The following is a 12,179-nucleotide window of genomic DNA, read 5'->3' as shown; positions in this document are numbered from 1 at the left end:
CACCCAGACGTAGGTAGCCACCAGGAGGGTTTCTGCGTCAAGATAGTACAGGGGGTGCTCTCTGTGGGTTTCCATAGCACCCCCTCTTTTTTACATCCCCTGGGGTAGGTCAAGTAGCACACGAAGGAATGTGGCATCACAACAAGCGCAAAAAGTGAATACCGCCATTTCTGGCGGTATTCGTCATCTAGTTCTCGGGTTCTTTATGCTTTATCCGCCACCACCGAAACCTTTAGGGTCATGGGCACTTCGGGGTGGGGCTTATAGGCCAGGGCGTAGTCGCCCAGGTCTTTGATGGGCTTTTCCAGGGCCAGCTTCTTGGGGTCAATGGTGATCTGGTGCTGGGCTTCCAGGGCAGCGGCAATCTCGCGGCTGGTCACCGAGCCGTAGATCTTCTGGTCGCCGGCCTTCACCTTGAGCACCAGGGTAATGGGCTCGAGGAGTTCCCTGAGGCGTTCAGCCTCGGCCTTGCGCTCGGCAGCTTTTTTGGCCTGGGCGCGGATTTTGGCTTCCAGGGTCTTGAGGTTGCTCTCGGTAGCCAGGGTGGCAATGCCACGCGGTAACAGGTAGTTGCGGGCGTACCCCGGCTTCACGTTGACCACTGCCCCCACATCACCCAGGTTTTCCATAGGTTCAAGCAGAATTACTTTCATAGTTCCACTCTCCCTATTTCCGAACCAGCTTTTCGGTGAAGGGCAGCAGGCCCATCATACGGGCCCGCTTGATGGTGCGGGCCAGCTTGCGCTGATCCTGGGCGTTGAGTCCGGTGCGGCGGCGGGGTAGAATCTTGCCGGTCTCGGACAGGAAACGCTTGAGGATATCTACACTCTTGAAGTCGTTGAGGTCGAAAGCCCCAACGGCGGCGGCTACTTTGGGCTTGCGGCCACGGCGCATTCCGCGCTCGCCCCGCTCGCCTCGTTCACGGTCGTTGCGGTCGCCCTTGGGGCCACCACGGTTGGACATCTTCTTGGTGCTCAAAACGGTAAATCCTCCTCAGGTGGGAAATCGTCTTCCAAGCCTTCTTCAATGTCTACCTTGCCCGCACGGCCTTTGGCTGCCGAAGCAGCGCTTTGGGAACTGTTTCCACCTGTGCTTTGTCCAGTTCCACGGGCAAGTCGCTCGAGGCGACTAAGCTCTACACGGGTGGTGTAGCGCCTCGTGCCATCCTGAGCGGTCCAGGAGTCGTTCACCAAGCGTCCCATTAAGAACGCTCCGTCACCTTTTTTGAGTTCTGCCGCAAACTCGGCCAGCTCGCGCCAGGCCTGAGCTTCCACGTAGTGTACCTTCTCCTGATCGCCGCCCTGGCGGGTGGTGAACTTTTCGTTCACCGCCAGCGAAAGACGGGTAACGGCGGTTCCCTGGGGGGTGTAGCGCAGTTCGGGGTCGCGGGTCAGGTTGCCTACCAGCATCACGTGGTTGAGGCCGTCTTTGAGGCGCTCCTGCCCACGGGCGTCGGTGACGGTTACTTGGCCCCGCTTCCCTTCCAGGCTCACAATCTCCATCCGGTCGGCGCGAATTTCCAGGCTGCTCTTCTTCTGGCCGTCCTGTTCCCAGGAGCGGTACTCGAGCTTACCTTCCACAAATAGCGCCATACCGGCTTTTAGGGTATCGCCCCAGAACTCTGCACTTTTGCCCAGCAGCTTGACGCGGTGATACCAGGCCGGCTCGCGGGTCTGGCCCTGTTCGTCGGTGACGACATCGTTGCCAGCCAGGTTCAGTTCCATTACGGCCAGTCCGCCGGCGGTGTAGCGCAGTTCGGGGTCTTGGGTCAGGGTGCCTACGAGGGTAACGCGGTTGAGGCCTCGAGCCATATCCATCAGTCCTTTTCGTTTCGGTTCTTGCTTCAGTCTATCTCTTCTGGCATTTGCATTTCACCTTCAGCCATTAGCTGTGGGTTACATGCTTATCGCTGCCTTTTGAGTTCCGTTACGGTCTCTGGCCTCAGAACTCAGATGGGCCAAACAGCTTATTTTTTCTTCTTGCTGTTTCGCCATTCGGGACGGTCGCGGATGATGGTCACACGACGTACATGGTCGCGCAAGCGCAGTTCACGCTGAAGCGCGGCATTGCTTCCCCCAGCCATCTCCACGGTGTAGAAAAGCACGTTGCCTTCGGGGTCTTTCTGGATGGGATAGGCCAGGCGACGGTTGCCCCAATCATCGGTGTTTTTGATATCGGCACCGTGACGCTCGAGGGCGGCTTTGATGATGTCTTTCTCCTGGGCCGCCTGGGCCCCATCAAGGTTGGGGTTGAGAATCACATTGACTTCATATTGCGGCATATTCACCTCCTTTCCGAGGTTGCCCCCGGCTCTTGGGCCAGGGCACAACACGAACCAGCGACCCTTTTGGGTCACGCAAGCTGAGAGTATATCAGAAGAACTTCAGGAAGGCCAATTAATGAAAACCCGGTGGCCTGCCGGGCTTTATGCAGTGACAAACCTACTTTGAAACCTCTTAGAATGAAAACGCTATGGGCTACCGAATCGAAACCGACACCATGGGTCAGATGCAGGTCGAAGGGAGCCGCTACTGGGGCGCGCAAACCCAGCGTTCGATCCAGAATTTCCCTATTGGGCAGGAGCGCTTCAAGATGCCCCGCTCCATCATCCGGGCCATGGGCATCCTAAAAAAGGGGGCAGCCTTGGCCAACGCCGACCTGGGCGAGCTGCCTCGAGACAAGGCCGACCTCATCGTGCGCGCCGCCGACGAAGTAATTGCGGGCAAGCTGGACGACCACTTCCCGCTGGTGGTCTTCCAGACCGGCTCGGGCACCCAGACCAACATGAACGCCAACGAGGTGATCTCCAACCGGGCCATCGAGCTGGCCGGGGGCGTGCTGGGCTCCAAAAAGCCCATTCACCCCAACGACGACGTCAACCGCGGCCAGTCCTCCAACGACACCTTTCCCACCGCCATGCACATTGCCGTGGTGGAGGAACTGCACCGACAGCTTTACCCCAACGTACAAAAGCTGCGCGACACCCTGGCGGCTAAGGCCGAAGCCTACAAGGACGTGGTGAAGGTCGGGCGCACCCACCTGCAAGACGCCACCCCCATCACCCTGGGGCAGGAAATAGGAAGCTGGGCAGCCCAGATAGACTACTGCCTGAGCGAGGTTCGCTACGCCGAACAGGGCCTCTACGAGCTGGCCATCGGGGGAACGGCGGTGGGCACCGGCCTCAACGCCCACCCCAAGTTTGGCGACTTAGCCGCCTCCTACTTTGCCAAGGAAACTGGCTTCCCTTTTGTTTCAGCCAAAAACAAGTTTGCTGCGCTGGCGGCTCACGACGCCCTGGTCACCACCAGCGCCGCCCTGCGCACCCTGGCCGGGGCCCTGATGAAGATGGCCAACGATGTGCGCTGGCTGGCCTCCGGCCCGCGCAACGGCATCGGCGAGATTACCATTCCCGAAAACGAACCCGGCAGCTCCATCATGCCTGGCAAGGTTAACCCTACCCAGAGCGAGGCTATGACCATGGTGTGCGTCCAGGTCTTTGGCAACGATGCGGCGGTGGCTTTTGCCGGTTCTCAGGGCAATTTCCAGCTCAACGTGTTCAAGCCGGTGATGGTATACAACGTTCTCACCAGTATTCAACTGCTGGGCGACGCCTGCGCCGCCTTTAACGACAACTGTGCAGTGGGTATCGAACCCAACCTACCCAGAATCCAGCACAACCTGTCCATCAACCTGATGCAGGTGACTGCGCTCAACCGCCACATCGGCTACGACAAGGCCGCCGCCATCGCTAAGAAGGCCCACAAAGAAGGCACCAGCCTGAAGGAGGCAGCCCTGGCGCTGGGATATTTGACCGAAGAAGAGTTCAACAGGTGGGTGATTCCGCTCGAGATGACCCACAACTGACCCACAACTGGGCGGTAATTTTGAGAGCTCAGTTACAGCTCGGCCCGGACTTTGGGTCGTAGAGTACACCTTGGAGGTTCAACTATGAGTTACCCGTTCAAGCTACCCGAGCTCGCTTACCCAAAGGATGCACTGGAACCCCACATTGACGCGCAAACCATGGAAATTCACCACGGTAAGCACCACGCGGCCTATGTCAATAACCTGAATGCAGCTCTGGAAAAGCACCCCGAGCTGCAAAGCTGGAGCATCGAAGACCTACTGACCAAAATTGCCCAGGTGCCCGAAGACATCCGCACTGCCGTGCGCAACAACGGGGGCGGCCACCACAACCACACCCTGTTTTGGGACATCCTTACCCCCGGTGGCTCCAAAGAACCCACCGGCAGACTGGCCGAGGCCATCACTGCCACCTTTGGCTCCTTCGACGACCTGAAGACCAAGCTGACCCAGGCCGGGGCCACCCGCTTCGGTTCGGGCTGGAGCTGGCTGGTAAAGGACGCCTCGGGCAAGCTGCAGGTCTACAGCACCGCCAACCAGGACTCCCCCCTGATGGAAGGCCACACCCCCTTGCTGGGCATTGACGTGTGGGAGCACGCCTACTACCTCAAGTACCAAAACCGCCGCCCCGACTACCTGGCGGCCATCTGGAACGTGATTAACTGGGACAAAGCGGCCAGCCGGTTCTAGCGGAACTTTCAGCAAAAAAGGCCGGGGAGTTCCCCGGCCTTGACGCTTGGACCTTCTAGGGTGCAGTGGTAAATGTGCGGTTTGTAGACACGGATCTACTGCCTTCGACACCGCCCAGGTACACCGCCAACCAACCTCCAGGTCCCGCAGCAGCGTCTACACTTGCGAATGGCGCAACCCCATAGACTTGCCAGGAATAGCCCGTGGAGGCAGGCAATCCAAGCCCCACCGAGCTAAGGTTGGGAATGGTAGTGCTGGCCGCAGCAGTTACCACCACATAATCGGGGTTTGCACCCGGGCCGTTAAATACCACTAAGTGTACACCGCCGGAGAAGGGGGTATACGAGAAGGTGGTGCTATGGTTGACGCCCGTAGCGGCATTGGGCGGCAGGCTATGGTCTGAGCCTGCCGGCAGGGGAATCGAAACGCTGGTAGCATTGACCGCAAGACCTGGTTTGGTTGTAATCACACTGGTTCCTGCAGCATTCCCTGCCGTAACCTGCATCCGTATAGTAGCTCCGGTGACATTGGGCGTGGTATAGGCAAAATTGGTGCTTGCACCAGTATCGGTAAGCACATTGATGAGCGACCCGTCTGCAAAGCCAACGGCCATGCGCTTGCTTGCGAGGGTGTATCCAGCCGGAAGGGTGACCGAACCCGAAATAGTGGCTTCGCTTACCCCAGACATGGTTACATTCTGACCAGCAAACGCTCCGCCATCCGATAGCGCCACGCCCAGCTTCTCCCCGTACCCTTTGTAGTCGGTGGGAAGGTTCGTGCCGTCAAACAACCATTGAAGCGCATGGATATTTCCGGTGGTGGTGGTGGGACCAAACCAGCTAACCGTACCCATGTTGTAGACGCCGGTAGCGGTGTTGGCTGTTGCGCTATCCACCGCTTCGGGTGATCCAAAAGCGGTTTGGGTTACGTGGTTTGCGGGTTGGGGGAAGCCCGCACCACCCGAGACCGTGCCACTGAGAGAAGCCGATCTAGAAACACCTGGAGAAAACCCGAGAAATACCAGGGTTGGATCGGTGCGGGTCAAACCCTTGTAAATGAGCGACTGGTTCCCAGAAACCACAGTTGCGTCATAGGGGGGGGTGACGCCGCTTACGCTAAACAGTCCGCTTGCGTTGGTGGTTGTACTGAAATTGGTGCCACCAGAGGTTATGACCACCGGCGCACTGGCAACCGGCTGTAGGTTGGCACCGATTACCGTACCAGAAACAGTGATATTGGCAGGCGGATTGACGGTAATGTTGGCGGTGGCTGTTAGCGAGCCCGAGGTTGCAGTGAGCTGCACGGTAGTTGAGCTGGCTATCGTAGCTGGGGGCGTGTAGGTGACCGAGGTACCGGTGGTTGCGGAGAGCGTGCCGACATTCGGGCTAAGCGCCCAGTTGATGGTACCGGACGCATTGCTAAGGGTCGCGTTGAAGACCTGGTTTCCCGTCCCGGCAGTGAGCGTTGCCGAGGTCGGGGATATCGTGAGGGTGGGTGTGGTTCCTCCACCTCCACCGGGGCAGGCCGTTAATAACGGTATTAGACTCATGCTCAGGAGCCACAATAAACGTTTCATACAAACCTCCAAGCTCAACCATAACCATGTTGATGGGTTTCAGGTTGTAGCCAGCTAGAGGCTAACAAGACCAGCGTTATATCGCCGTTACTGTTTCCAGCACAGAGCGCTTCAATCGAGCAATTGTCGGTTTAGCATAGCGCTCATATCAGCTTCCAGGCACTTTGCTCAAAGCCCATACCACATAGCGGTTTTGCAGCAACCGCTCGGCGAGGTGGGGGGGTAATTGTTGCGCCAAATCGCGCAATCGTTTCTGGGTCTCGCGCAAGTAGGCATTACCCTGTTTGTCGCCCAGGGCCCGCGCCCTGGCATAAAGCACCAGGGGGAGGTCGTAGATGCCCAGCGCCCACGGTGCGCGCAGCTCGTAGGCCTCGGCAGAGGTCTGCCGGGCTTTTTTGCGGTTACCGGCCCGCAAGTGGTTCAGGGCCAGGGCCGCCAGTGAGCGGGCGGTGTGGCGGTATTCCTTGCGGTCTCGCCATATTTGCACCGATTCCTCGAGGGTTCGCCGGCTTTGCTCGAGGTCAGCTTGCTCAAGTAAGGTAAATCCCAAATTGAAGAGCACATGACCCAGACGGGCCCGCTCACCCATCTCACGCAGATCACGCAGGGCAGCCTCGAGTTCGTGCCTGGCTTCCTCTAGGCGGCCCGCCACCATCAGGGCGTTGCCGTAGTCGGAGCGGAGCAAGGCCAGGTCGCGCCAGGCCCCGACTTCAGCCGCTTCGACCATGGCCCGCTGAACGGTGGCCTCGAGTTCGGGCTCCAAACCCAGCACGGCGGCGTTCAGCAGCAGCCCCTGCAACGAATCCCACACCGCCCACCAGTCGCCCCGCTCGCGGGCTTCCTGGTACAAAAGTTCAGCTATCTGATAGCTGGCAGCATAGTCACCCTTAACCCAGTCCACCACCAGCTTATCGGCCCGCAAACGCCGCAATAGCAGGTCGTCGCGCAGCTGGGCGGCCAGCTTGAAGGCCTGTGCATAGACCTGGTCGTGCTGTGCTAGGTCACCCAGCCGGAACCAGTAGCCCGACAGGTTGCGCAAGGCCAGGGTTTCCATGGCCTGGTCGCCGATATCGTGGAAAGCCCGAATAGAGGCCATCAGCGGCTCGAGCTGGGTATCGGGGTCGCCTCCACGGTACTCGAGCCAGGCCAGCTTGAACAGGGCATGGCCGCGCTGCCAGGGGGTCTGGGCCAGGCGCATGGCTTCCCGCGCGGCTTCGATCCCTTCGGCCACACGGCCCGAGGCCAGGGCTGCGTCGGCATTGAACAAAAACAGGCGAAAGCGCTCGTGATCGCCCAAATTGTCGGCCAGGCGGGTCATTTCTAGGCGCTCGGGAATCTGCAACTGTCCCAGCGAAACGCGGGTCTCGGCCGCTTCGATGAGCATGCGAAAGCGCTCTGGATCGGGTTCCATGGGTGGGCAGAGCACCTGGGCGCGGTGATAGTGTTCCAGGGCTTGCCGCGCCAAGGCCCCGCGGCGCAGGCTGCGCCCGGCCATCAGGTGGGCCACATAGGCTTCTGCCCGTTGCCCGGCCGCTTCCAGGTGAGTAGCCAGCTGGGGCAAAGGACCGCCCACCTCGCGCAAGGCGTCGGCAATACACCCGTGCAGCCAGCGACGACGGGACTCGCTCATCTCGGCCAGTACAGCTTGTCGCACCAGTTCGTGGCGCAGGGTATAGCCGGTTGGGTCGAACCGCAAGAAGCCGCTCTGAGTCAGGCTTTCCAGGGCTTCGATGGGGGCCTCGAGGTGGCGCAACAACCCGGCGGCCAGTTCGGGCAGCAGGGGGAAATCGGCTAGGGCCAGGGCTTGCAGAATGGGGATGGCTCCTTCGCCCAGCCGTTGCAGCCGTTCCATCAGGGCATCGCGCACACTGGGCGGCAGGGGCAGTTCGCGGTAGTCGGTGGTGAAGCTGTCGAAGGGGGTGTGCCAGGCCCCCGCTTCGGCCCTGAGCAAACCTTGGTCGAAGAGGTAGCGCAGAATCTCGAGGACATAAAACACATTGCCCTCGGTGGCCTGAAACAAGCGCTCGGCAAAACGCTCGCCGCCTTCGCGTTGGCCCGATAGCTGGCGCAGCAACTGCACCAGCGCAGCCTGATTCATGGGCTCCAGCAGGCGTTGGAAAAGGCGGTTATCACTAGCAATTTCTTGTAAGATCAGCCGCACCGGCTGGCTTTGTTGCAGCGCATCGGGCCGGGCGGTGCCCAGCAGGAAAAAACCCAGGCTGCTGGAGCGGCGAACCAGATAGGGCAAGAACTCGAGGCTAGCCCAGTCCAGCCAGTGCAAATCGTCCCAGAGTACCACCCCGCCAGGACGGACAATTGCCTGCAAAGCGCGACAGAGGGCCTCGAAGAAGCGGGCTTTGTTGGGATTGCTGGGCGAAAGCCCCAGTTCGGGCAGCAGTTGGGCCAGTTCCTCCCGCCAGGTGGGCTCGAGGTTGTCCAGCTTTTGCTCCTCGAGAGCCTGGCGCAGGGCTTCCGACAGACCACTAAAGCCGATCCCCTGTCCGCTCTCTCGCTGGCGGATGCGCAGGGTCTCGGAGGGGCCAGCCCCCACCTGGCGCTTGGCATACTCGAGGGCCAGGCGGCTTTTGCCCACCCCCGATTCAGCCAACAGCAGCAGCAAGCCACGACCCCAGTGTGCCTCGAGCCAGGCCCAGTCTTCGCTGCGCCCCACCAGGGGGGGTTCGCTCAACAGTTGGGTCATGCTTTGTGGCTGGGCGGGCAGGGGCTGCCCTTCGCGCAGTTGCTCGAAAAATGCCTGTATCTGTAGGCTGGGATCCAAGCCCAGTTGATCCCTCAGTAATCTCCGGTACTGCTCGAACTGCCGCAGTGCAGCCGAGCGATCGCCCATTTGCAGGTATAAGCGCATGACCGCTTGTTGTTCGGTTTCCTGCAGGGGGTCTTCGGCGAGCAGCCGGAGATAGATCTTGAGGGCCTCGGCAAAATTGCCCGTGGCTTCCTGGCTGCGCGCCAGCCCCAACATAGCTTCACGGTAGAGGCGATCCCATCGCTCACGTTCAGGAATCAGCCAATCCCAATAGCCCTCCGAGGCCTTGGGATCTAAACCCGCCAGAAATCCACCCCGCCACAAGGCCAGCGCTTCCGACCAGGCTCCCTTGGCCATCTGGGTCAGAAAAGCCTCGAGGTCGGTCTGCACCGAGCCCAAGGTGATGTGTTGTGGGCTTTGCTCAAAAACCCCTTCCCAGGCCGTGTTCTTCAAGCGGAATAGTTCCTGGCGAAGGTTACGGCGCACCGCTTCTTCCTCGCCCTCCCACAACAGGTCAGCCAAACGCCCGCGCTCGACAGGGTTGCCAACCACGGCCAGATAAGCCGCCATCGCCACTGCTTTGCGAGGCAAGCTCGAGACGGGCTTCCCCTCCAACAAAAGCTGCGGAGGACCGAGCAAGCTGAGATAGAGGGCCATCTTATCCTCCCTTTATCTTTGCTTTGATTCGAGTATAAGTCGCACAAAACCTCTGTTTTCGGGCGTATTCCCCTCCCCAGAACTTACGGTTCAAATGGGGTCGCTGGCAAGAAGAGCACGGCAAACACCTCCAGTCTAGCCCTGGGGTGCGGCTAGGGCCGGGTCATCTGAGCCGCCGCAGTCTGCCAGTTGCCGCTCTGGGCTAGGCTGGTCCCAATCAACACGGCATCAAAAAGCCCCTCGAGTTCGGCCAGTTGCGTGGGGTTGCTGTAGCCCGACTCGGCCACCAGGAGCCCAGCGAACCCGGCCTTTCGAGCCAACTCTCCCAGCCGGGGGGCTGTTGAGCGGTCAATGCTCAGATCGGCCAGGTTTCGGTTGTTGATACCTACTATAGAGGCTCCAGCTGCTAGGGCGATCTCGAGTTCGGCCTCGCTATGCACCTCCACCAGCGCGTCCAGAGCTTGTTGTTGGGCTACCCTGAGATACGTCCCGGTCAGGCTGCCCAGCACCGCTACAATAAGCAACACCGCCGATGCTCCCAGGGCCCGGGCCTGGGCGATCTGTACGGGGTGTACGGTAAAGTCTTTACGCAGAATGGGCAAGTCCACCGACCGACGGACATCCAATAAATCCTGGTCGGAACCAGCAAAATAATGCGGTTCGGTCAACACGCTGATGGCCCGGGCTCCGCCGGCGGCATAAGCCTGGGCAACGGTGGCAGCCTCGAGTTCTACGGCAATTTCGCCCTGCGATGGGCTTTTGCGCTTGACTTCGGCAATCAGCGATAAGCCTGGCAGTTGCAAAGCCTGGCTAAACGAGGGAACGGCCAGCGCCGAGAGGGGGAACTCGAGCCCCTCAAGCGCAACCGCCTCGCTATAACGCCGTCTAGATATCTCTCCCAATACGCCCGGCACGCTTGATAGGTCAGGAACCATATCGCCTATGCTACCCCTTGTCTTGAAAGTCCCGCATGACAGTTTTCTGATACCGGGGCTCGTGGCAGCCCCTTCGGCACCACTTCATACCGTTTCCGCTTGAATCCTTCACCCTTGGACGAAGTCAGAGGTGAAGGATTCAAGCCGACCGAAGGGAGTAGAAAAGCATTTCGGTAGTATCGTTTAGGCTTGTCAAAGTGAACGATACTACCGAAATGCGTATCAGAGGTGCAAAAACGCCTCCTAGGCTAAGTCTGAGAGGTAAACTTAGTTTAGAAGTGCCGTTTAGGTGGCAATTCTTGTTAAGCGGCAATGGGAAAACCTCAGTCGGTATCATATTTCTAGATATACCGTACAGAACCGGACTCTTCAAACTATCGGCTCTCAGGATGGCCCAGTTCCTAACCAAAGGTTGAACATAACGCGGAACCGAAAACCCACGCCACCCCCTAGAAACCTGTCAATCATGGATCAAGCCATGTAATGTCTGCTTTTTCCCTTACCGACAGAGTATTCTATGCTACGGGAATCAAAAAGAGTCGTTCTGAAGGCCGCGTCGTGAGCAGCTTCAAACTCTTATCTGAACAAACAACCAGAAGTTCATTGCGCCTGTGCTTAGCCCAACCTAATCAAACTCACTGCACTCGGTCTAATCTTTCTGCTACCATACTCTTTATGAAAGGCATTGTGCTGGCATTGGGGGGTGGAGGGGTACGTGGGGGAGCGCACACGGCTGTGCTGGACGTACTGACCGAGGCCCAAATTCCCATTGTCGGGCTGGCAGGCAGTTCTGCCGGTGCGCTGGCAGCCGCCACCTATGCCTTTGGCATTACCGTGCCCCACAGCGATCTAAGTGAGTGGCTAAAGGATCCCGAGCTCGAGCGTCTACAAAAAAACGGGGCCTTGTACCAGGTGAGTCGGATGGTGGATTTTGTACGGCGGCCCTATCTGGCCGAGGGCCTCAAGATTCGCCAGGGATATCGCACCTTGTTTGGCGATAGTCGTATCGAAGAAAGCCCCATCCCGCTGGTCATTCAGGCTTGCGATTTCAATACGGGCGAGGTCGTCATGCTGCGGGCCGGACCGGTATCCGAAGCACTGGCGGCCAGCAGTGCAGTACCCAGTATTTTCCCACCCGTGCAGTGGCATGGGCGGTTGTTGGTGGATGGCGATGTAGCCGAAAAAGTGCCGGTCACGGCAGCCAAGGCTTTGCAGGCCGGGCCCGTGGTGGCGGTAGATGTCTCCAACCGGGTGGTGCCCAGCGAACCCAAAAGTGCCCTCGAGGCTGCCTTACAAGCCGGTGAAGCTTCGCGGCGCCGCCTCCTGAGCATGGCCCTAGCCCAGGCCGATGTGGTGATCTCGCTGGCTGCCGACCCTCCCATCGAAACCTTCGACTACACCAAGGCCGATCTGGCCTACGAACTGGGTCGCAAGCGGGCCGAAGAGGCCCTGCCCAAAATTCAGCAACTGCTGACCAAGCCCCCGCTTCCCGGCAGACCCTGGTGGTCACGTTTTGCCCAGCCCAAACCACAGGCGTCCAAACCCAACCCCATAGCCAACCAATCCGAAACTCAGAAACAGAACCACCACTAGGCCAAAACCCATTCGTGCAGCAAAAATTGCAGCCAGGCAGGCCACCCCTAGCCACAGGGCCTCCAAAAATATTTGCCGAACGGGCTCGAGGTGCGGTCTT

General features: G+C 59.4%; 10 protein-coding genes. 3 read left to right on the top strand and 7 right to left on the bottom strand.

Features of this window, described 5'->3' with window-relative positions; genetic code table 11:
* Positions 1 to 203: 203 nt before the first annotated feature.
* The 4 genes from rplI to rpsF all read right to left on the bottom strand — a co-directional run bounded on the left by rplI (position 204) and on the right by rpsF (position 2,281).
* Positions 204 to 653: a 50S ribosomal protein L9 gene (gene rplI / locus WKI89_RS13625; RefSeq protein WP_208013905.1), complete on the bottom strand. Its 450-nt coding sequence runs from the start codon at positions 651 to 653 to the stop codon at positions 204 to 206.
* A gap of 13 nt (positions 654 to 666) precedes the next feature.
* Positions 667 to 894, bottom strand: a complete 228-nt coding sequence (gene rpsR, locus WKI89_RS13620; protein WP_337870502.1) for a 30S ribosomal protein S18 — start codon at positions 892 to 894, stop codon at positions 667 to 669.
* A gap of 80 nt (positions 895 to 974) precedes the next feature.
* Positions 975 to 1,811, bottom strand: a complete 837-nt coding sequence (gene ssb / locus WKI89_RS13615; RefSeq protein WP_337870501.1) for a single-stranded DNA-binding protein — start codon at positions 1,809 to 1,811, stop codon at positions 975 to 977.
* Between the two features lie 155 nt (positions 1,812 to 1,966).
* Positions 1,967 to 2,281: a 30S ribosomal protein S6 gene (gene rpsF, locus WKI89_RS13610; protein ID WP_337870492.1), complete on the bottom strand. Its 315-nt coding sequence runs from the start codon at positions 2,279 to 2,281 to the stop codon at positions 1,967 to 1,969.
* Positions 2,282 to 2,472: 191 nt separating this feature from the next.
* Between rpsF and fumC the strand changes: the two genes are divergently transcribed.
* Together fumC and WKI89_RS13600 are read left to right on the top strand one after the other, a co-directional pair.
* Positions 2,473 to 3,864, top strand: a complete 1,392-nt coding sequence (gene fumC / locus WKI89_RS13605; RefSeq protein WP_337870490.1) for a class II fumarate hydratase — start codon at positions 2,473 to 2,475, stop codon at positions 3,862 to 3,864.
* A gap of 84 nt (positions 3,865 to 3,948) precedes the next feature.
* Positions 3,949 to 4,554 carry a superoxide dismutase gene (locus tag WKI89_RS13600; protein ID WP_337870488.1) on the top strand — a complete coding sequence of 202 codons (606 nt, stop codon included), beginning with the start codon at positions 3,949 to 3,951 and terminating at the stop codon, positions 4,552 to 4,554.
* A 55-nt stretch (positions 4,555 to 4,609) separates the two neighbouring features.
* Here WKI89_RS13600 and WKI89_RS13595 read toward each other — a convergent pair whose 3' ends face one another.
* The 3 genes from WKI89_RS13595 to trpC form a co-directional block, all read right to left on the bottom strand.
* The gene (locus tag WKI89_RS13595) at positions 4,610 to 6,130 is read right to left on the bottom strand and encodes a carboxypeptidase-like regulatory domain-containing protein (protein WP_337870486.1); all 1,521 of its coding nucleotides are present in this window, start codon (positions 6,128 to 6,130) and stop codon (positions 4,610 to 4,612) included.
* A gap of 148 nt (positions 6,131 to 6,278) precedes the next feature.
* A complete protein-coding gene (locus WKI89_RS13590) occupies positions 6,279 to 9,551 on the bottom strand; it encodes a BTAD domain-containing putative transcriptional regulator (protein ID WP_337870484.1) in 3,273 nt (1,090 codons plus the stop codon).
* Positions 9,552 to 9,703: 152 nt separating this feature from the next.
* Complete coding sequence (trpC, locus tag WKI89_RS13585; RefSeq protein ID WP_337870482.1) at positions 9,704 to 10,486, bottom strand: indole-3-glycerol phosphate synthase TrpC; 783 nt, start codon at positions 10,484 to 10,486, stop codon at positions 9,704 to 9,706.
* 675 nt (positions 10,487 to 11,161) lie between these two features.
* Between trpC and WKI89_RS13580 the strand changes: the two genes are divergently transcribed.
* Entirely contained in the window at positions 11,162 to 12,079 is a 918-nt protein-coding gene (locus tag WKI89_RS13580; protein WP_337870480.1) for a patatin-like phospholipase family protein, read from the top strand.
* Positions 12,080 to 12,179: the final 100 nt, after the last annotated feature.

Origin of the sequence: Meiothermus sp. (assembly GCF_037443965.1) — a bacterium.
Lineage (GTDB): Bacteria > Deinococcota > Deinococci > Deinococcales > Thermaceae > Meiothermus.
The sequence above is the reverse complement of the archived record's forward strand: the minus strand, read 5'-3'. Positions and strand labels throughout refer to the sequence as shown.

Bases quoted from the DNA above. Each gene is read 5' to 3' on its own strand.
- fumC (WP_337870490.1), top strand. From the start codon at position 2,473: ATGGGCTACCGAATCGAAACCGACACCATGGGTCAGATGCAGGTCGAA.
- WKI89_RS13600 (WP_337870488.1), top strand. From the start codon at position 3,949: ATGAGTTACCCGTTCAAGCTACCCGAGCTCGCTTACCCAAAGGATGCA.
- WKI89_RS13580 (WP_337870480.1), top strand. From the start codon at position 11,162: ATGAAAGGCATTGTGCTGGCATTGGGGGGTGGAGGGGTACGTGGGGGA.
- trpC (WP_337870482.1), bottom strand. From the start codon at position 10,486: ATGGTTCCTGACCTATCAAGCGTGCCGGGCGTATTGGGAGAGATATCT.
- WKI89_RS13595 (WP_337870486.1), bottom strand. From the start codon at position 6,130: ATGAAACGTTTATTGTGGCTCCTGAGCATGAGTCTAATACCGTTATTA.
- rplI (WP_208013905.1), bottom strand. From the start codon at position 653: ATGAAAGTAATTCTGCTTGAACCTATGGAAAACCTGGGTGATGTGGGG.
- rpsR (WP_337870502.1), bottom strand. From the start codon at position 894: ATGCGCCGTGGCCGCAAGCCCAAAGTAGCCGCCGCCGTTGGGGCTTTC.
- rpsF (WP_337870492.1), bottom strand. From the start codon at position 2,281: ATGCCGCAATATGAAGTCAATGTGATTCTCAACCCCAACCTTGATGGG.
- WKI89_RS13590 (WP_337870484.1), bottom strand. From the start codon at position 9,551: ATGGCCCTCTATCTCAGCTTGCTCGGTCCTCCGCAGCTTTTGTTGGAG.
- ssb (WP_337870501.1), bottom strand. From the start codon at position 1,811: ATGGCTCGAGGCCTCAACCGCGTTACCCTCGTAGGCACCCTGACCCAA.